The organism is Mumia spirodelae, from assembly GCF_050632745.1.
In the GTDB taxonomy this organism is placed as follows: domain Bacteria; phylum Actinomycetota; class Actinomycetes; order Propionibacteriales; family Nocardioidaceae; genus Mumia.
This window is the reverse complement of record NZ_JBODSD010000004.1, coordinates 192,540-215,100: the sequence shown is the minus strand read 5'-3', so window position 1 is coordinate 215,100 and position 22,561 is coordinate 192,540. Positions and strand designations below refer to the sequence as shown.

Below are 22,561 nucleotides of genomic sequence, written 5' to 3'. Positions count from 1 at the left end.
TGAGGTGGGTGCCGCGCGTACGCGTGCGGCACCCACCGCTCGTTCGAGAGGGAGTGACTGATGGGAAGCATGCGCGTCAACAAGGTCGCCGACCGGATCAAGGTCGTCGTGGCGGAGATGCTCGACCGGCGGATCAAGGATCCGCGGATCGGCTTCGTCACGGTCACCGACGTCCGGGTCACCGGCGACACGCAGCACGCGACCGTCTTCTACACGGTGATGGGCGACGCCGAGGAGCTCGAGGGCACTGCGGCGGCGCTGGAGAGCGCCAAGGGACTCATCCGTTCCGAGGTCGGCAAGCAGCTCGGCATGCGCCACACGCCGTCGCTGGAGTTCGTGCGCGATGCCGTTCCGGAGAACGCACGTCAGATCGAGGACCTGCTCACGCGTGCGCGCGAGCGTGACGCCCGGGTCGCGGAGAAGGCCGCCGGTGCGGAGTACGCCGGCGACCCGGACCCGTACAAGGTGAAGTCCGAGGACCTCGAGGACGAGGTCGCGCTGGAGGACCAGCCCCCGCGGCTCGACCGCGATCCCGAGGCGTGAGCACACCCCAGCCACCGACGGGGATCGTCGTCGTCGACAAGCCGGCGGGCTGGACCTCGCACGACGTGGTGGGTCGGATCCGCCGGCTCGCGGGCACCCGCAAGGTGGGGCACGCCGGCACGCTCGACCCGATGGCGACCGGCGTGCTCGTCCTCGGTGTCGGGCGGGCGACGCGCCTGCTCGGGCACGTCGCAGGCCACGACAAGGACTACGACGCGACGATACGGCTCGGCGCGACGACGGTGACCGACGACGCCGAGGGCGACGTGGTGGAGACAGCAGACGCCTCCGGGCTCGACCTGGAGACCGTCCGCGCCGCGGCCCGCCCGCTCGTGGGCGAGATCGACCAGGTGCCGTCGGCGGTGTCGGCGATCAAGGTCGACGGTCGGCGGGCGTACGCGCGGGTCCGCGCGGGAGAGGACGTCGCTCTCGCGGCGCGCCGTGTCACCGTCGCGCGGTTCGAGCTGACCGACCTGCGCGCGGGCCCCGACGGCACGGTCGACGTCGACGCGCACGTGACGTGCTCGAGCGGGACGTACGTCCGTGCGCTGGCGCGCGACCTCGGCGCCGCGCTGGGCGTCGGGGGCCACCTCACGGCGCTGCGCCGTACCCGCGTCGGAGGGTTCACCCTCGACGTCGCGCGGACGCTGGACCAGCTGGCCGAGGAGCTCGTCGTGGTCTCGCTCGAGGACGCCGCACGGTCGGCGTTCCCGTCGGTCGACCTCGACCCCGAGGCGGCCCGCCTCGTCCGGCACGGACGCGCGCTGGCGTCGTACGACCTCCCGAGCCCCGGACCCGTCGCGGTGTTCGACCCGGACGGGACCTTCCTCGCGCTGTACGAGCAGCGCGGGTCTGACGCGCGGTCGGTCGCGGTGTTCGTCGGCTGACACCCCTACGCTGGTGCCCATGTCGACGCTGTTCCAGATCGCGCTGTGGGTGGTGGTGATCTGGTTCGCCCTGATCGTCGTGGTGACGGCCGTGCTGATGGCCGTCGATGCGCGGCGCAAGCACCGGGTCGACGTGACCGAGGAGGTGACCTTCCCGCGCCTGCCACCGATCTCGGAGAAGCTCGGTGACTCGACCGTCACGCTCTACACCTACGGGCGCGACCTCTTCGGCGCGATGCTCGCCGAGATCAGGGGAGCGCAGCGCGAGATCCACCTCGAGTCCTACATCTGGAAGGGCGACGCGCTCGGCGAGGAGTTCAAGCGCGAGCTGATCGCGGCAGCCGAGCGGGGCGTCAAGGTCCACGTCATCTACGACGTGTTCGCCAACCTCGTCGTGAGGCGCTCCTTCAAGAGGTTCCCGCCGTCGGTGCACGTGATGCGCCACCCGTGGTTCACGCCGTGGATCTTCGTGCTGCGGATCCGCAAGACCGGTCGCGACCACCGCAAGATCCTCGTGGTCGACCGCAAGGTGGGCTTCGTGGGCGGCTACAACATCGGGTCGGACTACGCGACGAAGTGGCGCGACACCCACCTGCGGGTCGAGGGACCGCTGACGTGGGAGCTCAACAACGCCTTCGTCGACTTCTGGAACGCCCACCGCAGGGCTGACCAGCCGCAGCTGCTGGACACCGGCGACATCGAGTGGGAGCCACGGTTCCGGGCGCACCGCAACGCCCCGATCCACCTGTCGTTCCCGATCCGCAACATGTACCTCGACGCGATCGACCGGGCCAGCATCAGGGTGTGGATCACCCAGGCCTACTTCATTCCGGACCGCGACATCCTGGCCGCGCTCCTGAGGGCCGCCGGGCGAGGCGTCGACGTCCGCGTGATCGTCCCCGAGGTCTCCAACCACGTCCTGTGCGACTGGTTGTCGCGCGGGTTCTACTCGCAGCTGCTGCGCGGCGGGGTCAAGATCCTGCTCTTCCAGGGCGCGATGGTCCACGCGAAGACCGCCACGGTCGACGGACGCTGGTCGACGATCGGCACCGCCAACATCGACCGGCTCAGCCTCACCGGCAACTACGAGGTCAACGCCGAGGTCATCGACGAGGGGGTGGCCGCGATGATGGATCGCATCTTCGAGAACGACAGCTCGGCGACCCGCGAGCTCACCCTCGAGGAGTGGTCGAGCCGGCGCACCATGGCTCGGTTCAGCGAGGCCGTGCTCGTGCCGCTGCGCCCGCTGCTGTAGGGACCGCGCGCGGCGACGGCCGCGGGTCCACGTCCGGGGCGCAGACGGGGTCGGCGGTGAGTGTGGTCCGATCGCGGGGCGGTGGGGTGGGACCGTGCTCACCGCGCGGGGCGCACGGCGCGTTTGTGGCGGTGGGGTGGGACCGTACCCCCCTCGGCGCGGGTGAACGCGCGGTGAACGCTCGATGAGAGCGCTCTCACGCGCGACTCACACAGGTCTCACCGCGTCCCTCGATCGTCAGTGGTGTCAGGAACCACGCAGAGCCGGCGTCGCCGGCCCAGATCAGAGGGGAACACCATGAGCAGCAGGATCATCCGGACCGGGGTCGCGGCCCTGGGCGCGACGGTCGCCCTGGGCGGCGTCGCGTGGGGCGCGTCGTCGATGTCGACCGCCAGCGCCGAGCCGCAGCCTGCCGTCACCAAGCGGATCGACGGCGACGACGCCGTGGTGCTGGTCGCCGACGACGACGATGACGACGCGGGCGCGCGCAAGGCCGACAACACGAACACCAACACCCGCACCGGCGCGACCCGGTCGAAGATCAGCCGGGGCACCCAGCACAGCCGCAACTCCGGCCGCAGCCGGGACCGCACGAACAGCCGCAAGACCAAGGTGAGCCGCGACCGCGACATCAGCCGCGCCGACAAGACGCGCGACTGGACACGTGACGGCGGGGACCGTACGCGGGACCGCACCGCCAACCGGACCGACGACCGCAGCAAGAACGACACCCGCTGGCGTCGGGGCTGACGAGTCCAGGGGCCGGGCGCACGCGCGCCCGGCCCTCCCCGCCTCCGCGCCGCAACCGGTACGCCGCCCAGGCCACCACCTCACCACCTCACCACCAGCCGAAGAGGGACCTCATGACCGAACCACTCGCCTCCTGGGAGCTCGCCCGCGGTGACTCCCTCGCCGACGACCTCGTCGCCATGCGCCTCCTCGGCGGCGGCAACGCGTACGAGGCCTATCTCTGCTTCGACGAGGTGCTGCACTCGCCGGTGGTCGTCAAGGTGGTCCGGCCGGACCAGGTCGACGACGAGGTCACCCTTCGTGGCCTCGCGCGGGAGGCGCAGATGCTCGACGAGCTCGCCCACCCCGCGGTCGTCCGCAAGTTCGGCCTGGACCTCGACGGGCCCCGCCCGTACCTCATCCTCGAGAACATCGACGGACCGCGGCTGTCGTCGCTCGTCCGCAAGCACGGCGTGCTGCCCGTCCAGCAGCTCCTGCCGCTCGGGCTCGAGCTCGCCTCGGCACTGCACTACCTCCGGGTCCGCGACGTCGTGCACCTCGACGTGAAGCCGAGCAACGTCATCATGGGTTCCCCGGCGAAGCTGATCGACCTGAGCATCGCCCGGCGTACCGACGACGCCCGCGCGCTGACCTACGTCGTCGGCACCGACGACTACCTCGCTCCGGAGCAGGCCGACCCGCAGGGCTACGGCGTCGTGGGACCCGCCAGCGACGTGTGGGGTCTGGGCGCGACGCTGTACCTCGCGACATGCGGCTACACGCCGTACGAGGTCGGCGACGCGTCGGACCCGCTCGAGGTGCGCTACCCGCAGCTCGTGAGCCGGCCGCGGCCCATGCCCTACTTCGTGCCGGTCGAGGTGGCCGAGCTCGTCTACCGGTGCATGGCGCCGAACCCGGACGACCGTCCCGAGCCGGCGGAGGTCGCCCGGATGATCGAGCCACTGATGGAGGCCATGCCGAAGGCGCGGCTGTCGGGGTTCAAGATCTCCGCGACCGCGTGAGTCCGCGTCACGCGCCGAAGCGGTAGCCGACCCCGCGGACGGTCGCGATCGTGTCCGCCCCGAGCTTCTTGCGCAGGTAGCCGACATAGACGTCGACGACGTTCGAACCCGGGTCGAAGTCGTACCCCCAGACCTGCGAGAGCAGCTGCTCCCGGGACAGGGCGTGGCCAGGGTTGCGCAAGAAGACCTCGGCGAGCCGGAACTCCCGCGACGACAGCTCGACCTCGCGGTCGCCGACCGTGACCGTCCTGCGTCGCAGGTCGAGCCGGACGCCGTCGCGCTCAAGGACGTCGTCGGTCGGTCCGCTCGCAGGCGCGGCACGCAGCCGCAGGCGGATGCGTGCGAGGAGCTCGTCGAAGCGGAACGGCTTGCTCATGTAGTCCGCCGCGCCGCCCTCGAGCGCGGCGACGGTGTCGGTCACCGAGTCACGCGCCGTCAGCACGATCACCGGCAGCGACGGCCGCTCGGCGGCGAGCCGGTCGAGGATCGTGAAGCCGTCGACGAGCGGCAGCCCGATGTCGAGGACGACGAGGTCGAAGTCCCCGGTCAGCGCGTAGTCCATCCCCGAGACGCCGTCCGCGACGACGGTCACGGTGTAGCCGTCCGCGCGAAGGCCCTTCGCGACGAAGGACGCGATCCGGTCCTCGTCCTCGACCACCAGGATGCTGCTCATCGGGGACCTCGATCTCCTTCGTCGTCGGCGGGGGGCAGGTGGAGCCGGAACGTGGCTCCCTGACCGGGGTGGTACGGGTCGAGCTCGAGGGTCCCGCCGTGGGCGTCGGCGATCGCGGCGACGATCGAGAGCCCCAGACCGAAGCCTTCGCCGCGCGGTGCGGTGCCGCGCTTGAAGCGCTCGAACACCACCGCGCGGTCCTCGGGGAGCACCCCGGGCCCGTCGTCGCGCACCCAGAGGGTCGTCCCACGGCTGTCGACGGTCGCGCCGACGGCGATGGTGCCGTCCTCGTCGGTGTGGCGGACGGCGTTCTCGGCCAGCTGGAGGACGGCCTGGGTCGTCCGGTGCGGGTCGACGAAGGCGCGCGTGCCGTCCGCTGGGGCGACGTCGAGGACCCAGCTCCGTGAGCCGAGCGCCCGGCACTTCTCGAGGATGCCGGTCACGAGCGCGCCGGCGTCCACCGGCTCCGGGCGGACGAAGTCGGGCCGTCGCGCCTTCGCGAGGACGAGGAGGTCGTCGACGAGCAGGCTCATGCGGTCGGTCTCGTCGAGCAGCAGCGCCCGCGTCGCCGCGACGTCGGCGGGGTCGTCGACGTCGAGGAGCTCGAGGTGGCCGCGCAGGACGGTGAGCGGGGTACGCAGCTCGTGCCCGGCGTCGTCGAGCAGCTGGCGCTGCGACGCGAAGGCCTCGTCGAGCCGCCCGAGCATCTCGTTGACGGTGATCGTCAGGGCGGTGAGGTCGTCGCTGCCGGTGACGGGGACGCGCCGGCTGAGGTCGCCGCCGTCGGCGATCCGCTCGGTGGCGGTCCGCAGCGTACGGACGGGGCGCAGCAGGCGCCCGGCGATGAGCCACGCGATGAGCGTGATGACCAGCCAGGAGCCGATGGCCACGGCGGCGAAGGTCAGGAGCATGCTGCGGATCTCCGCGCGCTGCGCGGTGACGTTCCAGGCGACGACGAACGCCGCCTCCTTCCCGTCGGCGCCACCGACCACCGGGCGTACGGCGATCACGTGCCGGCCGCTGCTGGTCTCCACGACGGTGCTGCCCCCGTCCACCCGCAGGCGCTCCACCTCGCGGGCGAACGCGGCGGAGGAGAACAGCGAGGAGTCGCGTCGCCCGAGGAAGCGACGGTCGCCGTTGCTCGAGAACGTGATGATCCGCTCGTGGGCGTTCGGCTGGTTGCGGGTCATGAACGTCTCGAGCAGACGGTCGGGGTCGGCGAAAGGAGCGTTGGTCGCCGGGTCGACGCCACGCTCCTGCAGCGTCTGGAACTCCCGCAGCTCCTGCGTGATCTGCTCGCGCACGTGGGCGTCCACGCGCCGGAGCTCGACGAAGTACGCCGCCAGACCCGCCGACAGCAGGGCGACGCCGGTCAGCAGCGCGACGGTGGCGGTGATGCGCTGCCGGACGGAGAAGGCGGTGCGCGCGCTCAGTCGTCGTCCCTGCCGTGGTCGTCGCCGTCGTCGTCCCCACCGTCGTCGTCGGAGCCGTCGTCGGAGTCGTCGTCGACGTCGCGCGGGGTCGGGCGCTGCTGCTCGAAGTCGTCGTCGTCATCGTCGTCGTCCGTCGGCCGGGTCGGCGTCGGAGCGGGAGTCGGCGGCGTGGCGCCGGAGGACGGCACCGTGGTCGGCGTCGCCGCGGGGGAGATGCGGACGGGCTGCGTCTCGTCGGGGGCCGGAGTGGCCGAGCCGAGCGCGGCGAAGGCCGCCGTCCCCCCGACGACGGCGACCAGCACGCCGAGGAGGGCGAGCGCGATCTTCGTCGAGAGCGTCATGGTGACAGCATCATCACGCAGCATCGCAGGAACATGAAACGGCGATGAGAGAACTCTCATGCCGCGGGGGGACGGGCGCGAGCCCGGTCCGCGTCCGTGGCACAGTTGCCCTGTGAACGTGTGGCGAGCGATCGACGGCGCGCAGGTGGACCCGCGCGACGCACCCAGTGTGGCGACCATCGGCGTGTTCGACGGAGTCCACGCCGGCCACCGCCGTGTGCTGGCCCGGGCGCGCAACGTGGCGGCGGAGATCGGGGCGTCCCGCACCCCCGTGGTGGCGGTCACCTTCGACCCTCACCCGACAGCCGTCTTCGCCCCTGACCGCGCTCCGCTGATGCTGACCACCGTGGAGCAGCGGATCGAGCTGCTCCGTTCGGCCGGGGCCGACGAGGTCCGCGTGCTCGCCTTCAGCGCGGAGATGGCGTCGTGGTCCCCGGACGCGTTCGTCGAGCGCATCCTCGTCGGCGAGCTGCGGGCCGCGGGCGTGGTCGTCGGCGCCAACTTCACCTACGGGAGCAAGGCCGCCGGCGACGTCTCGACGCTCGTCGCGACCGCTCCCGAGCACGGGTTCGTGGCCGAGGGGGTCGCGCTCGACGGCGCCGCCGACGTCGTCTACTCGTCGACGTACGTCCGCCGCCTGCTGGCGGACGGCGACGTCAAGGAGGCGGCGCGCGTCCTCCAACGCCCCCACAGCATGCGCGGCGTGGTCGTGGAGGGCGACAAGCGTGGGCGAGAGATGGGCTTCCCGACCGCCAACGTGCTGCCGCCTGTGGGGTTCGCGGTGCCGGCCGACGGGGTCTACGCCGGATGGCTGCGCCGCGAGGACACCGGTGACGTCCTGCCGGCGGCGATCAGCGTCGGCTCCAACCCGACGTTCGACGGGGTCCAGCGCCGGGTCGAGTCGTACGTGCTGGACCGCGACGACCTCGAGCTGTACGGCGTGGAGGTCGAGGTGTCGTTCGTGGACCGCATCCGCGGTCAGGTGCGCTTCGACGGGATGCAGGCGCTGATCCAGCGGATGCACCACGACGTCGCCGAGGTGCGCGACGCCCTCGCGCCCCGCTGACCCGGGGGCCGCCCTCAGTGGTGGTGCGTCGACGCGGGAGCGCGCGGCGGGGCGTCCTCGTCGCTGCCCTCACCGGGACCGACCACCACGAACTGCCCCATCGCGCCGGCGTCCTCGTGACGCAGCAGGTGGCAGTGGAACATGTACGGCACGTCGTCCGCGGTGCCCGCTCCGACGGGGAGGTCGAACCGGACGGCAAGGCGGACCGGAGCCCCCGCACGCACGGCGACCGTGTCCTTCCAGCCCCGCTGGTCCTCAGGCGGCGTCTGCTCCCCGACCTCGAGCACCCGGAACTGGACGTCGTGGACGTGGAAGTTGTGGGTGCCGCCGTCGCCGGAGGACACCTCCCAGATCTCGGTGCTCCCCGACTCCACCTGGGCGTCGATCCGGGTCATGTCCATCGCGCGGCCGTTGATGTCGTTCCCGCTCACGCGGAACGTCCGTGTCCGGACGGCGTCGTCGGGATCGACGTCCGGGGCCGGAGCCAGCCGCTGGGGGAGCGGGGGCGACGGCGTCAGCCGGTCCGCCGCGCGCAGCTCGAGGACGTCCAGGCTGTCGGCGTCCCCGGCGAAGCGGTTGCGGTCGCCGAGGCGTTCGGGCAGCGGGTCGCTGCGCAGGACCGTACGCTCGCCGGGCTCCATCGTGACGACGATCTCCGCCCGCTCTCCCGGCGTCAGCACGATCTCGTCCAGCGCGACCGGCCTCTCGACGAGCCCGCCGTCGGTGCCGACGAGCGCGAACGCCCGCCGGTCGGAGAACGCGAACGTGTAGGTCCGGGCGCTGGAGGCGTTGAGCAGCCGGTAGCGGGTCCGCTGCGCTGTCACCTCGTGGTACGGCCCGGGTGTCCCGTTGACGAGGACCCGGTCGCCGAGCAGCCCGACGGAGCTGAGGAGCGACCCGCCCTCCTTGATGCGGCCGTCGTCCTCGAACCGCACGTCCTGGACGATCACGGGCACGTCGTCGACGCCGTACCTCCGGGGGAGGGCACCAGCGTCGTCGGCGGAGCCCGCGCCCACGGCGTCGTCCAGCACGACCATCCCCGCCAGCCCCCGGCGTACGTGCGCGGCAGTCGCGCCGTGCGGGTGCGGGTGGTACCAGAGGGTCGCGGCGGGCTGGTCGATCGTCCAGTGCGGCGACCACGTGTCTCCCGGCGCGATCGGCTGGTGGGGCCCGCCGTCCATCTCTGGCGGGAGGTGCATGCCGTGCCAGTGCACGGTGCTCGCCTCGGCGAGAGTGTTCGTGACCTCGACCCGCACCTTCTCGCCCCGCGTCGCCCGCAGCGTCGGGCCGAGGTAGGCGCCGTCGAACCCCCACGTCGGTGTCGGCTGGGGGCCGCCGAGGTCTGCCTCGCCCTCCTGCATGCGCAGCGAGAAGACGCGCGTCCCGTCGGCCTCGACGCGGGACGGGGCCAACGGCGGGATCGCGAGCGGGCGGTCGAAGGCGATCTTGCCGACGGTGTCGACGCGGGCGTTCACGAAGCTGACCGCGATCCACGTGGCGAATCCGCCGACCGCAAGCACGACGAGAGCGAAGACGGTCGCGAGGACCAGCACGAGCGTCCGGCGGCGGCGCGGACGGGCCGGCGCGGCGTACGGCGCGGGGTGGGGCGAGAAGGTCACGCCCCCAGCGTCAGGGGACGGAGCCGGTGTTCCAAGGGCTGCGCGGCGAAGTCAGGGACCGTTCCGGGTGGTCCCCGACCCGCCGGCGCAGCCTGGCTGACGCGGCGCGGCGGACTCAGCCGCGGTCGAAGTCGTCGTCCAGCGCGACCTCCCACGCCTGGTCGACCAGGTCGGCCTCCGCCGCCTCCGTGTCGGGATCGACCTCGTCGACGTCCACCCGCGGCACGGGCTCGACGTCGGGATCGGGTGTCAGGCGCTCCTCCGGGCGGTCCACGTCCAGCGGCGCCTCGGTGTCGTACTCGGTCTCGAACTCGGACATGCAAGCCACCTCCGTGATCGGGGTACCCCTTCGATGGTGCCCGACGCTGCCGGATTGGGGAAGCGGTGCGCCCGCTGATACCCTGAACGTTGCCGTCAGAACGGCCACGGATCCAGAGTGCCCGGGTGAACATGCCCCGGCGCGCCGTGCAACGACCAGAAGGAGACCGCGTGAGCGCGACCAAGACGTACACCCCTGCCGAGATCAAGGACGTCGACCGCAAGGACATCATCGCGGAGTTCGCGACGACCGATGGCGACACCGGGTCTCCGGAGGTCCAGGTGGCCCTCCTGACGGCGCGCATCGCGCACCTGACGGAGCACCTCAAGACGCACAAGCACGACCACCACAGCCGGCGCGGCCTGCTGCTCATGGTCGGCCAGCGCCGTCGCCTCCTGAACTACCTCCAGAAGAACGACATCACCCGCTACCGCAGCCTCATCGAGCGCCTCGGTCTGCGACGGTGACCCTTGCGACGAGCGGCCCCTCCGCCACGGACGGGCCGCTCGTCGCATGCAGCAGGTGCCAGGGCTCGGGCAGACTGAGCCCGAGGGCATCTCGCGACAGCGTTTGACCCACAACTCCACATCGCACCACCGCAAGCAGACGGAGCAGCGCACGGGACGACGCTCGGTCCTCGGTAGTGGTCCGCGGATGGCGCCGTACGACACCTCGTACGCAGCACTTCGCGGGCCTCGATCGAAGACCGGCGCCCACCGGGGCCGATGGCGCACCCAGACGGTGTGCACACCCGCTCGCGTGACTGCTCCGCGAGATGCACGCGCCGGACGCGCGTGAGAAAGGGGTACCCATGACGGGACCCGAGATCCACTCCACGACTGCCGTGATCGACAACGGTCGCTTCGGCAAGCGGGAGATCCGCTTCGAGACCGGTGTGCTGGCCCGCCAGGCCGCCGGCTCCGTCACCGCCTTCCTCGACGATGACACCATGCTCCTGTCGGCCACGACGGCCGGCAAGCACCCCAAGGACCACTTCGACTTCTTCCCGCTGACGGTCGACGTCGAGGAGCGGATGTACGCCGCGGGCCGCATCCCCGGCTCGTTCTTCCGCCGCGAGGGCCGGCCGAGCGAGGACGCGATCCTCACCTGCCGCCTGATCGACCGCCCGCTGCGCCCCTCGTTCAAGAAGGGCCTGCGCAACGAGGTCCAGGTCGTCATCACGGTCCTCGCCCTCAACCCCGACGTCGCCTACGACGTCCTCGCGATCAACGCCGCGTCGGCCTCGACCCAGATCTCGGGTCTGCCGTTCTCGGGCCCGATCGGTGGTGTGCGCGTCGCGCTCATCGACGGCCAGTGGGTCGCCTTCCCGAAGCACTCCGAGCTCGAGAACGCCGTGTTCGACATGGTCGTCGCGGGCCGGATCGCCGGGGACGACGTCGCGATCATGATGGTCGAGGCCGAGTCCACCGAGGCCACCTGGGACCTCGTCCGCGGCGGCGCCACGGCTCCGACCGAGGAGATCGTCGCCGAGGGTCTCGAGGCCGCGAAGCCGTTCATCCGCACGCTGTGCGAGGCCCAGGCCGCGCTGGCGGCGTCGGCTGCGAAGCCGGTGCAGGACTTCCCGGTCTTCCTCGACTACCAGGACGACGCGTACGACGCCGTCGAGGCCGCTGCCTCCGACGACCTGCGTCAGGCGCTCACGATCGCCGGCAAGGCCGAGCGCGAGGAGCGCCTCGACGCGATCAAGGCCGACGTGCTCGACAAGCTGGGCGAGCAGTTCGAGGGCCGCGAGAAGGAGATCGGCGCGGCCGTCCGCGCGGTCACCAAGAAGCTCGTCCGCCAGCGCGTGCTGACCGACAAGGTCCGCATCGACGGGCGCGGCCTGGCCGACATCCGGACCCTGCACGCCGAGGTCGGCACGATCCCGCGCGTCCACGGCTCGGCGCTGTTCGAGCGCGGGGAGACCCAGATCCTGGGCGTCACCACGCTCAACATGCTGACGATGGAGCAGAAGCTCGACACGCTCTCGCCCGAGCGCAGCCGTCGCTACCTCCACAACTACAACTTCCCGCCGTACTCGACCGGTGAGACCGGCCGCGTGGGCTCGCCGAAGCGCCGCGAGATCGGCCACGGTGCACTCGCCGGGCGCGCCCTCGTGCCGGTGCTCCCGACGCGCGAGGAGTTCCCGTACGCGATCCGTCAGGTCTCGGAGGCGCTGAGCTCCAACGGCTCGACCTCGATGGGCTCGGTCTGCGCGTCGACGATGTCGCTGCTCAACGCGGGCGTGCCGCTGCGCGCCCCGGTCGCCGGCATCGCGATGGGCCTGATCTCGGGCGAGGTCGACGGCTCGACGGAGTACGTGACGCTGACCGACATCCTCGGCGCCGAGGACGCGTACGGCGACATGGACTTCAAGGTCGCCGGCACCCGCGAGTTCGTGACCGCGCTGCAGCTCGACACCAAGCTCGACGGCATCCCGGCGTCGGTCCTGGCCGGGGCGCTGACCCAGGCGCGTGACGCCCGGTTCACGATCCTCGACGTCATGAACGAGGCCATCGCCGCTCCGGACGAGATGTCGCTCTACGCGCCGCGGATCATCACGATCCACATCCCGGTCGACAAGATCGGCGAGGTCATCGGCCCCAAGGGCAAGGTCATCAACCAGATCCAGGACGACACCGGCGCCCAGATCACGCTCGAGGACGACGGCACCGTCTACGTCGGGGCCGAGTCGGGCGAGGCTGCGGAGGCGGCGCGGGCGGCGATCAACGCGATCGCCAACCCGACGATGCCCGAGGTCGGCGAGCGCTACCTCGGCACGGTCGTCAAGACGACGAACTTCGGTGCGTTCGTCTCGCTGATGCCGGGCAAGGACGGGCTGCTGCACATCAGCAAGCTCCGTGAGCTCAACGACGGCAAGCGGGTCGAGAACGTCGACGACGTCGTCAAGGTCGGCCAGAAGGTCATGGTCTCGATCGCCGAGATCGACGACCGCGGCAAGCTGTCGCTGATCCCCGTCGTGGAGGAGTCGTCCTCGGACGAGGCTCCTGCCGCCGACGCGGACGAGGCCAAGGCCGACAGCGCTTCGTGACCGTCCCGCTCGACCCGGACCAGGCACCGGGCACCACACGCACCCTCCTGACCGAGGGCGGACTCGTCCGCCGCACGGTCCTCGAGGGCGGGCTGCGTGTGGTGACCGAGGCCATGCCGGGCGTGCGGACGGCCACCATCGGCATCTGGGTCGGGGTCGGGTCTCGCGACGAGACCCCGACCCTGTCCGGTGCCTCGCACTTCCTCGAGCACCTGCTCTTCAAGGGCACGAGGAAGCGCACGGCGCTCGAGATCTCCGCCGCTCTCGACGCGGTCGGCGGAGAGATGAACGCGTTCACCGGCAAGGAGTACACGTGCTACCACGCACGCGTCCTCGACGACGACCTGCCGCTGGCGGTCGACGTGCTCGCGGACATGGTCACCGACTCGCTGATCACCGCGGAGGACGTCGAGGCCGAGCGCGACGTGATCCTCGAAGAGATCGCGATGAACGAGGACGACCCCGACGACGTCGTCCACAACCTCGCGACGTCGCTCGCCTGGGGCACGACACCGCTCGGCCGTCCGGTCGCCGGTGACCCCCACACGATCCGGGGGCTGTCGCGCGCGCAGATCCTGCGCTACTACCGGCGCCGCTACGTGCCGTCCGCGACGGTCGTCTCCGTGGCCGGCAACGTCGACCACGACCGCGTCGTCGCCCAGGTCGCGGAGGCCTTCGCCGCCGTGCTCTCGGCCGCGGGTGACGCGCGTCCTGCGCCACCGCGGGCCGGCAGCAGCCGGGTGCGTTTCCGTCGCGCGCGGGGCCTGGTCTCGCGCCCGACGGAGCAGGCCAACGTCCTCGCGGCGCTGCCCGGGCTGTCTCGTGGGGACGACCGCCGGCACGCGCTCGGCGTGCTCAACGCCGTCCTCGGGGGCGGCATGTCGTCGCGGCTGTTCCAGGAGATCCGGGAGAAGCGCGGTCTCGCGTACTCGGTCTACTCCTTCGGAGCGAACTACGCCGACGCGGGCATGCTCGGCGTTTACGCCGGCTGCGCGCCCGGCAAGCTCGGCGACGTGCTCAAGGTGGTCCGTGACGAGCTCGCCACGTTCGCCGAGCGCGGCCCGTCCGAGGAGGAGCTCGAGCGCGGCAAGGGCCAGCTCAAGGGCAGCGTGGTCCTCGGCCTCGAGGACCCGGCCTCGCGGATGAGCCGCATCGCCAAGGCCGACCTCCTCAACGGGGAGCTGGCGAGCCTCGACGACCTGCTCGCCCGGATCGACGACGTCACGCTCGACGATGCGCGCGACGTCGCGAGGATGTTCGCCGGACGCCCCTCGCTCGCCGTGGTCGGGCCGTTCGAGTCCCTCGACGCCGTCGACCTCTGACGCGTCCCCGAGGCGCCTGCAGCCCGTGCCGCCCGGCGGCTCTCACGCGAGCGCGGCGAGGACGCGGCCGTCGGCCAGCTCGGTCCGGCTGTCGGTGAGGTCCAGCGTGTCCAGGTCGTGGGTGACCAGCACCGTCGCCACCTGCTCCTCGTGCGTCATCCTCGCGAGCAGGGCGACGACGTCCCGGCTCCGCGCGGAGTCGAGGGCAGCCGTCGGTTCGTCCACGAGCAGCAGGGCCGGGTCGTTTACCAGTGCACGGGCGATCGCAACGCGTTGGCGCTGACCCCCCGAGAGCTGGTGGGGGCGACGTGCGGTCTCCCGCTCGAGGCCGACGGCCGCCAGCAGCTCACGGCACCTGGCGTCGACCGCAGGTCCGCGCCGGCCCGTGATGCGGGCCGCCATCTGGAGCTGCTCGAGCGCGGTCAGGGAGCTGAGGAGGTTCGCCTGCTGGAACACGAAGCCGATGCGCTCACGGCGGATCCGCGTCTCCTCCCGGCGGGTGCGTCCCGTCAGCTCCACGCCGTCCAGGAGGACCGACCCGCTGTCGGGGCGCTGGAGGAGTCCGGCGACGGCGAGCAGGCTGGACTTGCCCGATCCGGATGCCCCGGTGACCGCGCGGACCTCGCCGGCCTCGACCGTGAGCGAGACGCGGTCGAGCGCGACGAGCGTACGGTCGCCGTCGGGGTAGGTGAGCGTGATGTCGTCGAGGGCGAGCCGGGTCATCGGGAGCCTCCAAGGGCGGTGAGGGGATCGACGGTGGCGACGCGGCGCACCGCGGCGGCGGCGCCCACGAGCCCGAGCGCGACGAGCAGGAGCAGGGGAACGAGGGTGGTCGAGGCGTCGACGACGAACGGGACCTGCGACGACACCGCGAGCCCCGCGGCGCCTCCGACCAGGGCGCCGGCGCACGCTCCGACGACGAGGACGACCGCTGCCTGTGCGAGCGCGTCACGGACCAGGTAGCCGGTGCGGGCACCGATCGCCTTGAGGACCGCCAGGTCGGGGGAGCGCTGGATCGTCCACACGGTGAAGAAGGCGCCGACCACGAGGGCGCTCACCGCGAGCAGAAGACCGCGGATCATGGTGAGCGACCCGTTCTCGGCGGCGTACGACCCGACTGCGGCGCGCGCGTCCGTCCGGGTCTGCACGTCGAGACCGTCCGGCACCGCGTCGTCGTGGAAGGCGTCGTCGGTGGTGAGGGCGACGGCCGTGGCGTCCTTCCCGCCGCTGCCGGGGAGCGACTGCCAGACGTCGAGCGGGACCCACACCGCGGGCAGGTGGTTCAGGAAGTCGCCGTCGACGGTCGCCGTGACGCGCAGGGTGGTGGCACCGAGGCTGACGGTCTCGCCGACCTCCAGACCGAGCGAACGGTCGGCCACCATCGTCCCCGGGGCGAGCGCGTCGGGGGCGATGGAGCTCCCGGGCTCGGCGCCGAGGACGGACACGGAGTCGACGCCGACGCGGTCGGTGGTCACGCCCCACGCGGCGGCGTCGTCAACGCCTGGCGTACGGGCGAGGCGGGCGACGTCGTCCGCGGTGACGGCGCTCGTCGCGAAGGAGGCCTCGCCCGCTCCGTCGGTGGCGAGGGCGACGTGGTCGGCCGGGAGGCGGTCGAGCGCGCCGACGCTCTGGGCGGCGAGCCCCGCCGTCAGTCCGGAGAGGATCACGACCAGCAGGCTCAGCAGGGCGATGACACCCGCCATCAGCGTGAAACGCCCTCGGGCGCTGCGCAGCTCGCGGAGGGCGAGGAACACGGTCACTCCTTCGATCGGTGGTGCTTCAAGCCTGTCCGGCAGACCGGGGCGGGACATCGTCCGCGGGCACGATCCCGGGCCGCACGTGCGGACGGGTGCCGCCTCCATCGAAGGTTGGATCGGGTCCCGGATCCCGGGGGTTCGGGGCGCTCGACGGCTACCGTGGCGGTGACCATGACCGACGTGGACGACGCCGTCCGGCGAGACGGCACCGACGACACCGCCGTGCTGCGCACCATGCAGCTCGGCCAGCACGTGCTGTTCGCCGCGCTCCTCGCGATCGGCGCCGTCCGGACCGGTGATGTGGTGGCCGTGGTCGGGGCGGTGCTGCTCGGCGCCTGGTACGCGAGCGGGTTCGCGATGGTGCGCCGCCAGCCGGACACCTGGCGTGCGCGGGTGTGGCTCGCGGGTCTCGTCGTCGGCTGGCTGCTGCTCGTGCTGTGGTCGGCCGAGTTCGCGTGGGTGGCCTTCGCGCTCTTCTTCATCTGCCTCCACGTGCTGCCGGTGATCCCGGCCGTCGCCGTCGTCGTGCTGATGACCGTCGCGGTCGTCGCGACCCAGCTCGCGCAGGGCGACGGCAACGTCGCCGCCCGGGTGCTGGGTCCGTGCATCGGTGCGGGCGTCGCGGTCGGGATGGGGCTGCTCTACGAGCGGCTCGTCGCGCAGGACGCCCGACGTCGTGCTCTGGTGCGCGCGCTCGTCGCCGCGCGCGACGAGCTGATCGCCGCGCAGGACGCCCTGGTCGCCGCCCAGCGCGATGCCGGGGCCGAGGCCGAGCGGGCGAGACTCGCGCGCGACATCCACGACACGCTCGCGCAGGGGTTCTCCTCGATCGTCCTGCTGGCGCGTGCGGGTCTCGCGGGAGCGGAGGACGTGACGGAGGTCCTCGGGCGCATCGAACGGACCGCGTCGGACAACCTCGACGAGGCCCGGCGGGTCGTCCACGCCCTCGCGCCGCGTGACCTCGACGGGAGCGTGCCGCTCACCGGGGCGCTGACGCGGCTCCTCGAGCGCATCGCCGACGCCGGGGGCCCCGCCACCGGGCTGACGGTCGACGGGACCCCGCGGCCCACGCCGACGGCGTACGACGTGGCGCTGCTCCGACTCGCGCAGGGGGCGCTGGCCAACGTGCGCCAGCACGCGCGCGCCACGCGGGTGCAGGTGACGTTGACCTACGCCGACGACGCGGTCCGGCTCGACGTGGTGGACGACGGGGTCGGCTTCGAGCCCCGGGCGACGTCGGTCGGGCCCCGGTCCGGCTACGGGCTGCGGGCGATGCAGGAGCGCCTCGCCGAGCTCGGTGGGTCGGTGGACGTCGAGTCCGCGCCGGGCCGCGGGACGGCGGTCGCCGCCACGCTGCCGCTGCCGGCGGTCGGATCCACCCACGCGTCGGGTCGGGAGGCGAGGTGATCCCCGTCGACGTCGTGCTCGTGGACGACCATCCGGTGGTGCGCGCGGGGCTGCGTGCGCTGCTCGGCGCGAGCGGGTCCGTGCGGGTCGTCGGGGAGGCGTCGTCGGGGGAGGCGGCCCTGGAGGTGGTCGCCCGGACCCGCCCGCAGGTCGTCCTGATGGACCTCCGGCTCGGAGCGGGCATGGACGGCGTCGCGACGACCTCTGCCCTGCGACGCCGGGCCGACCCGCCGTACGTGCTCGTCCTGACCACGTACGACACGGACGCGGACATCCTGAGGGCCGTCGAGTCGGGAGCGGCCGGCTACCTGCTCAAGGACACGCCGCCCGACCAGCTCGTGTCCGCCGTGCTGCGCGCCGCGGCCGGCGAGACGGTGCTCGCGCCGGTCGTGCAGCAGCGGCTCGTCGACCGGCTCAAGAACCCGACCGTGGAGCTCTCAGCCCGCGAGCTCGAGGTGCTCGCGAAGGTGGCCGACGGGTTGTCGAACCGCGAGGTCGCCCGAGCGCTGTTCATCAGCGAGGCGACGGTGAAGTCCCACCTCGTCCACGTCTTCGGCAAGCTCGGCGTCGACAGCCGCACCGCGGCCGTCGCGGCGGCCCGCGACGCGGGCTTGCTGCGCTGACCTCCCGGGTCGCGGGCTACCAGGCGCGGACGCGGTCGACGCGCACCCGCAGCGGGACCGAGTAGGACGCGGCGAACGAGTCGGGCGTGAACCCGAGACCGGAGATCTGGTCGGCGTACTTCTGCACGTACGCGTCCCACACCGCGTCGGACATCACCGTCTCGACGCTGCCGGTGCCGTTGAGGACGACGACGTCGCCGCCGGTACGGTCGGCGTTGAGGTTGAGCGCCACGTGCGGGTTGGCTGCGACGTGCTCGAGCTTTGCGCCGGCAGGCTGGCTGCGGATCCAGACCTCGTCGTCGACCCAGACGAACCACACGGGCGTCGGGATCGGCTCTCCGGCAGCGTTCACGGTCGTCAGCCACACCACGTACTCGCTCCCGAGCCGCTCGCGCACCCCGGCGGACAGCGTCGTCACGTCGTTCGTCATCGGTTCCCCCCTGTCCGCGCCGGCACACGCCGGCGTCTCTGCTCGACCGTAGCGCGGTCGGCGGAGGCCCGAAGCCGACGCTGTGGTGCCCGCCACCCCGGACGCGTCGGTGTGCGGGGTGCGGGTGCCGCCCGGGCACGGTTCGATAGGGGGATGCAGCAGATCACCGAGGAGCCTCCGGTCTGGGCGACGCCGGTCGACGAGGTGCTCGAACGGCTCGGGAGCACGCGGGAGGGGCTGACGACCGCCGAGGCCCAGCGGCGGCTGGACGAGATCGGGCCGAACCGCCTCCCGGCCCCGACGCCGACGCCGTGGTGGAAGCGAGTGGTCGCGCAGTTCCAGGACACGCTCATCTACATCCTGCTCGCGTCGGCGGCGGCGAAGGCGGTCCTCGAGGACTGGGTCGACTTCTTCGTGATCCTGGCGGTCGCGGTCATCAACGCGGTGATCGGGCTGGTCCAGGAGGGGCGTGCGGAGAAGGCGCTCGCCGGCATCCGCACGATGCTGAGCGTCCAGGCAGACGTACGACGCGACGGCGGGTGGGAACGGGTCGACGCCGATGCGCTGGTCCCCGGTGACGTCGTCCGGCTCCGCGGCGGCGACAAGGTGCCGGCGGACCTGCGGCTCGTGGGCGCGTCGAACCTCCAGGCGGAGGAGTCGGCCCTCACCGGCGAGTCGGTGCCCTCCAGCAAGGACGTCGCCGTCGTCGCCGCCGACGCCGGCGTCGGAGATCGCAGCGACATGGTGTTCTCCGGCACCCTGGTGACGCAGGGGAGCGGCCGCGGCGTCGTGACCGCGACCGGGCAGAGCACCGAGGTCGGCAAGATCCAGACCCTCGTCGACGAGGTCGAGCCGTTGGAGACGCCGCTCAGCCGGCAGCTCGACGCCTTCGGCAAGGCGCTCGCCCTGCTGATCGCCGTGATGGCGGTCGTGATGGTGCTCGTCGGGCGCCTCGTCCACGACTTCAGCGTGCCGGACCTCGTCTCGGCGACGATCGGCTTCGCCGTGGCCGCGGTGCCGGAGGGCCTCCCCGCGCTGGTCACGATCATCCTCGCCCTGGGCGTCCAGCAGATGGCGCGCCAGCGGGCGATCACGCGCCACCTCCCGGCTGTCGAGGCGCTCGGCTCGGTGACGACGATCTGCTCGGACAAGACCGGCACGCTCACCAAGAACGAGATGACGGCCCGGTCCGTCGTGACGCGCGCCGCGTCGTACGAGGTGACCGGCATCGGCTACGCCCCCGACGGCGAGGTCCGCCACGAGGGCGCCCCCGCGCTCCTCGACGACCACCCGGACCTGGCCGCGCTGGTGACGGCGATGGCGCGCTGCAACGACGCGGTCGTCCGCCGCGACGACTCCGACGGCTGGACCCTCGTCGGCGTCCCGACCGACGGCGCGCTGCGGACCCTCGCGCTCAAGGCCGCCTTCGACGACACCGGCTGGCGTCGCGTCGACGTGGCGCCGTTCGACTCCCAGACCAAGTACATGGCCACGCTCGACCACGGGCCGGACGGCGACGCCCGCATCTTCGTCAAGGGCGCCCCGGACCGGATCCTCGACCGGTGCTCCCACCAGCGCGCGGCCGACGGGTCCACGGAGCCGGTGGACCGCCGGTGGTGGGAGGAGCACATCGACGCGCTCGGGGGAGAGGGGCTGCGGGTGCTCGCCGCCGCCGTGGCGGTCCCCGAGCCCGGCCACGAGACCGTCGGGGACGGCGACGTCAGCGAAGGTCTCGAGATCGTCGGGCTCGTCGGCATCGTCGACCCGCCCCGTCCCGAGGCCGTCGCGGCGATCGCGGAGTGCCGCCGCGCGGGGATCGCGGTGAAGATGATCACCGGCGACCACGCGGGCACCGCGCTCGCGATCGGGCGCGAGATGGGCATCGTGCACGGCTCGGGCGTCGGTGTCCTCACCGGCGCCGAGCTCGAGGAGATGAGCACCTCGCAGCTGCGGGACGTCGTCCGCGACGTCGACGTCTACGCGCGGACCAGCCCCGAGCACAAGATCCGGATCGTCTCCGCACTCCAGCACCACCGCGAGGTCGTCGCGATGACCGGCGACGGCGTCAACGACGCACCGGCGCTCACCCAGGCCGACGTCGGCGTCGCGATGGGGATCAAGGGGACCGAGGCGACGAAGGAGGCGGCCGACGTCGTCCTCGCCGACGACAACTTCGCGACCATCGAGCGCGCGGTCGAGGAGGGGCGGCGGATCTACGACAACGTCCGCAAGTCCGTCCTGTTCCTCCTCCCGACCAACGGCGGGCAGTCGCTGGTGATGCTCGTCGCCGTGATCTTCGGGACGACCCTGCCGCTCGAGCCGGTCCAGGTGCTCTGGATCAACATGGTGACCGCCGTGACCCTGTCGCTCGCCCTCGCGTACGAGAAGGCGGAGCCCGGGATCATGGACCGCCGACCAAGGGACCCGCGCGCGTCCGTGGTCGACCTCGCGTACGGGTGGCGCATCCTCGTCGTCTCGGTGCTGATCGGCGGCGCCACGCTGCTGGTGTTCAACCTCGCGTACGGCGCGGGCGTGCCGATCGACGAGGCCCGGACCGCCGCGGTGACGATGCTCGCGCTCGGCCAGCTCGCGTACCTGTTCAACACCCGCTACCTCGACGCCTCGAGCCTCACTCCGGCGGTGCTGCGCGGCAACCCGGCGATCTGGATCTCGGCCGCCACGATGGTCGTGGCGCAGATCGCGTTCGTCTACCTGCCCTTCATGAACACGTGGTTCGAGTCCGCGCCGATCGGGCTCGAGGTGTGGGGCTACACCGCGGCGCTCGCGGTCGCGGTGTTCCTCCTGGTCGAGGCGGGCAAGGCGGTGGACCGGCTCCGCGGCGTCCATGGTGAGATCGAGCCATGACGCTCACGCTCGACGACGCGGTCGCGCTCGACCAGAAGGACCCCCTGGCGCGGTTCCGCGAGGAGTTCCTGCGGGCCGAGGACCCGGTGGCCTACCTCGACGGCAACTCGCTCGGCCGCCCGCCGCTGCGGACCCTCCAGCGGGTCGAGGAGGTGCTGCGGCGCGAGTGGGGTGAGCGGCTGATCCGGAGCTGGGAGGACGGCTGGCTCGACCTCCCGGAGCAGGTCGGAGACCGGCTCGCGGCGGCCTGCCTCGGGGCCGCACCGGGACAGACCGTGATCGCCGAGTCGACCTCGGTCAACCTCTTCAAGGTCGTCAACGCCGGCTGCGACCTGCGCCCGGACCGCGACGAGATCGTCGCCACGGACACCGACTTCCCGACCGACCGCTACCTGGTGGAGTCGGTCGCTGCGGCCCGCGGCATGACCGTCCGGTGGCTGCGTCCGGACGTCGTGGAGGGCGTGACGGACGCCCAGCTGCGGGAGGTGCTGTCGGAGCGTACGGCGCTGGTGCTGCTCAGCCACGTCGACTACCGCTCGGGCGTCCTGCTCGACCTCCCGGCCGTGACGGCGCTGGTCCACGAGGTCGGTGCGCTCGCCATCTGGGACCTCTGCCACTCCGCGGGCGTGGTCCCGGTCGCCCTCGACGAGGCGGGAGCGGACCTGGCCGTCGGCTGCACCTACAAGTACCTCAACGCCGGGCCTGGGGCGCCGGCCTTCCTGTACGTCGCGCAGCGGCACCTCGGCGCGGCACGGCAGCCGATCACGGGCTGGTGGAGCAGCGCCGACCGCTTCGCGATGGGCCCGACCTACGAGCCCGACCCGTCGATCCGCGCGATGCTGTCCGGCACGGCGTACGTCCCCGGGATCGCGGCCGTCGACGCGTCGGTGTCGCTGGTCGCCGAGGCCGGGATCGACACGATCCGCGAGAAGGCGGTCGCGCTCACCGAGACCTGCGTCGAGCTCGCCGACGCGTGGCTCGCCCCGCACGGGTTCGTGGTCGCGTCGCCGCGCGATCCCTCACGGCGTGGCGGTCACGTCACCGTGCGGGGGCCGCGGGCGCGCGAGGTCGCCGCGGCGATGTACGAGGCGAAGGTGATCCCGGACTTCCGCAACCCGGACATGATCCGGCTCGGGCTCTCGCCGCTCACCACCTCGTACGCCGAGCTGTGGACCGCGATGGACGTGACCCGCAGGATCGTCGAGGGACTCTGAGCGC

General features: G+C 72.3%; 21 protein-coding genes. 13 read left to right on the top strand and 8 right to left on the bottom strand.

The annotated features are described in order from the left end of the window. Window positions 1-60 precede the first annotated feature (60 nt). The 5 genes from rbfA to ACQSSQ_RS18930 all read left to right on the top strand — a co-directional run bounded on the left by rbfA (window position 61) and on the right by ACQSSQ_RS18930 (window position 4,436). Window positions 61-543 carry a 30S ribosome-binding factor RbfA gene (gene rbfA / locus ACQSSQ_RS18950; protein WP_431328680.1) on the top strand — a complete coding sequence of 161 codons (483 nt, stop codon included), beginning with the start codon at window positions 61-63 and terminating at the stop codon, window positions 541-543. Then, on the top strand, window positions 540-1,430 hold the full coding sequence (truB, locus tag ACQSSQ_RS18945) for a tRNA pseudouridine(55) synthase TruB (RefSeq protein WP_431328679.1): 891 nt from the start codon (window positions 540-542) through the stop codon (window positions 1,428-1,430). Before rbfA ends, truB begins: the two co-directional genes overlap by 4 nt. 19 nt (window positions 1,431-1,449) lie before the next feature. Beyond that, the gene (locus ACQSSQ_RS18940) at window positions 1,450-2,685 is read left to right on the top strand and encodes a phospholipase D-like domain-containing protein (RefSeq protein ID WP_431328678.1); all 1,236 of its coding nucleotides are present in this window, start codon (window positions 1,450-1,452) and stop codon (window positions 2,683-2,685) included. Between the two features lie 297 nt (window positions 2,686-2,982). Next, the gene (locus ACQSSQ_RS18935) at window positions 2,983-3,435 is read left to right on the top strand and encodes a hypothetical protein (RefSeq protein ID WP_431328677.1); all 453 of its coding nucleotides are present in this window, start codon (window positions 2,983-2,985) and stop codon (window positions 3,433-3,435) included. 113 nt (window positions 3,436-3,548) lie between these two features. Next, a complete protein-coding gene (locus ACQSSQ_RS18930) occupies window positions 3,549-4,436 on the top strand; it encodes a serine/threonine-protein kinase (RefSeq protein WP_431328676.1) in 888 nt (295 codons plus the stop codon). A gap of 7 nt (window positions 4,437-4,443) precedes the next feature. Here ACQSSQ_RS18930 and ACQSSQ_RS18925 read toward each other — a convergent pair whose 3' ends face one another. From ACQSSQ_RS18925 to ACQSSQ_RS18915, 3 genes are all read right to left on the bottom strand, one after another. Further along, window positions 4,444-5,109 (bottom strand): response regulator transcription factor, encoded by a 666-nt coding sequence (locus ACQSSQ_RS18925; RefSeq protein WP_431328675.1) that lies wholly within the window; start codon window positions 5,107-5,109, stop codon window positions 4,444-4,446. Next, window positions 5,106-6,413: a sensor histidine kinase gene (locus ACQSSQ_RS18920; RefSeq protein WP_431328674.1), complete on the bottom strand. Its 1,308-nt coding sequence runs from the start codon at window positions 6,411-6,413 to the stop codon at window positions 5,106-5,108. The genes ACQSSQ_RS18925 and ACQSSQ_RS18920 overlap by 4 nt, the downstream gene beginning before the upstream one ends. A gap of 125 nt (window positions 6,414-6,538) precedes the next feature. Next, window positions 6,539-6,883 carry a hypothetical protein gene (locus ACQSSQ_RS18915; protein ID WP_431328673.1) on the bottom strand — a complete coding sequence of 115 codons (345 nt, stop codon included), beginning with the start codon at window positions 6,881-6,883 and terminating at the stop codon, window positions 6,539-6,541. Between the two features lie 112 nt (window positions 6,884-6,995). Between ACQSSQ_RS18915 and ACQSSQ_RS18910 the strand changes: the two genes are divergently transcribed. Next, window positions 6,996-7,949 carry a bifunctional riboflavin kinase/FAD synthetase gene (locus ACQSSQ_RS18910; protein WP_431328672.1) on the top strand — a complete coding sequence of 318 codons (954 nt, stop codon included), beginning with the start codon at window positions 6,996-6,998 and terminating at the stop codon, window positions 7,947-7,949. Window positions 7,950-7,963: 14 nt separating this feature from the next. Here ACQSSQ_RS18910 and ACQSSQ_RS18905 read toward each other — a convergent pair whose 3' ends face one another. Next, a complete protein-coding gene (locus ACQSSQ_RS18905) occupies window positions 7,964-9,568 on the bottom strand; it encodes a multicopper oxidase family protein (protein ID WP_431328671.1) in 1,605 nt (534 codons plus the stop codon). A gap of 115 nt (window positions 9,569-9,683) precedes the next feature. After that, entirely contained in the window at window positions 9,684-9,887 is a 204-nt protein-coding gene (locus tag ACQSSQ_RS18900) for a hypothetical protein (protein ID WP_431328670.1), read from the bottom strand. A 203-nt stretch (window positions 9,888-10,090) separates the two neighbouring features. On the opposite strand from ACQSSQ_RS18900, the gene rpsO reads away from it, so the two are divergent. The 3 genes from rpsO (at window position 10,091) to ACQSSQ_RS18885 (ending at window position 14,261) form a co-directional block, all read left to right on the top strand. Then, entirely contained in the window at window positions 10,091-10,354 is a 264-nt protein-coding gene (gene rpsO / locus ACQSSQ_RS18895) for a 30S ribosomal protein S15 (RefSeq protein WP_431328906.1), read from the top strand. A gap of 344 nt (window positions 10,355-10,698) precedes the next feature. Continuing rightward, window positions 10,699-12,939, top strand: a complete 2,241-nt coding sequence (locus ACQSSQ_RS18890; protein ID WP_431328669.1) for a polyribonucleotide nucleotidyltransferase — start codon at window positions 10,699-10,701, stop codon at window positions 12,937-12,939. After that, the gene (locus ACQSSQ_RS18885; protein ID WP_431328668.1) at window positions 12,936-14,261 is read left to right on the top strand and encodes a M16 family metallopeptidase; all 1,326 of its coding nucleotides are present in this window, start codon (window positions 12,936-12,938) and stop codon (window positions 14,259-14,261) included. Before ACQSSQ_RS18890 ends, ACQSSQ_RS18885 begins: the two co-directional genes overlap by 4 nt. Before the next feature lie 42 nt (window positions 14,262-14,303). Here the strand turns inward: ACQSSQ_RS18885 and ACQSSQ_RS18880 are convergent, their stop codons facing one another. Together ACQSSQ_RS18880 and ACQSSQ_RS18875 are read right to left on the bottom strand one after the other, a co-directional pair. Beyond that, window positions 14,304-14,984 carry an ABC transporter ATP-binding protein gene (locus ACQSSQ_RS18880; RefSeq protein ID WP_431328667.1) on the bottom strand — a complete coding sequence of 227 codons (681 nt, stop codon included), beginning with the start codon at window positions 14,982-14,984 and terminating at the stop codon, window positions 14,304-14,306. Beyond that, window positions 14,981-16,015, bottom strand: a complete 1,035-nt coding sequence (locus ACQSSQ_RS18875) for an ABC transporter permease (RefSeq protein ID WP_431328666.1) — start codon at window positions 16,013-16,015, stop codon at window positions 14,981-14,983. Before ACQSSQ_RS18875 ends, ACQSSQ_RS18880 begins: the two co-directional genes overlap by 4 nt. A gap of 174 nt (window positions 16,016-16,189) precedes the next feature. On the opposite strand from ACQSSQ_RS18875, the gene ACQSSQ_RS18870 reads away from it, so the two are divergent. Both ACQSSQ_RS18870 and ACQSSQ_RS18865 read left to right on the top strand, forming a co-directional pair. Beyond that, complete coding sequence (locus ACQSSQ_RS18870) at window positions 16,190-17,425, top strand: sensor histidine kinase (RefSeq protein WP_431328665.1); 1,236 nt, start codon at window positions 16,190-16,192, stop codon at window positions 17,423-17,425. Further along, a complete protein-coding gene (locus ACQSSQ_RS18865; RefSeq protein ID WP_431328905.1) occupies window positions 17,425-18,048 on the top strand; it encodes a response regulator in 624 nt (207 codons plus the stop codon). Before ACQSSQ_RS18870 ends, ACQSSQ_RS18865 begins: the two co-directional genes overlap by 1 nt. A gap of 16 nt (window positions 18,049-18,064) precedes the next feature. Here the strand turns inward: ACQSSQ_RS18865 and ACQSSQ_RS18860 are convergent, their stop codons facing one another. Then, complete coding sequence (locus tag ACQSSQ_RS18860; protein ID WP_431328664.1) at window positions 18,065-18,478, bottom strand: TIGR03667 family PPOX class F420-dependent oxidoreductase; 414 nt, start codon at window positions 18,476-18,478, stop codon at window positions 18,065-18,067. A 153-nt stretch (window positions 18,479-18,631) separates the two neighbouring features. On the opposite strand from ACQSSQ_RS18860, the gene ACQSSQ_RS18855 reads away from it, so the two are divergent. Both ACQSSQ_RS18855 and kynU read left to right on the top strand, forming a co-directional pair. After that, complete coding sequence (locus ACQSSQ_RS18855; RefSeq protein WP_431328663.1) at window positions 18,632-21,343, top strand: cation-translocating P-type ATPase; 2,712 nt, start codon at window positions 18,632-18,634, stop codon at window positions 21,341-21,343. Beyond that, a complete protein-coding gene (gene kynU, locus ACQSSQ_RS18850) occupies window positions 21,340-22,557 on the top strand; it encodes a kynureninase (protein ID WP_431328662.1) in 1,218 nt (405 codons plus the stop codon). Before ACQSSQ_RS18855 ends, kynU begins: the two co-directional genes overlap by 4 nt. The last annotated feature ends 4 nt before the right edge of the window (window positions 22,558-22,561 follow it).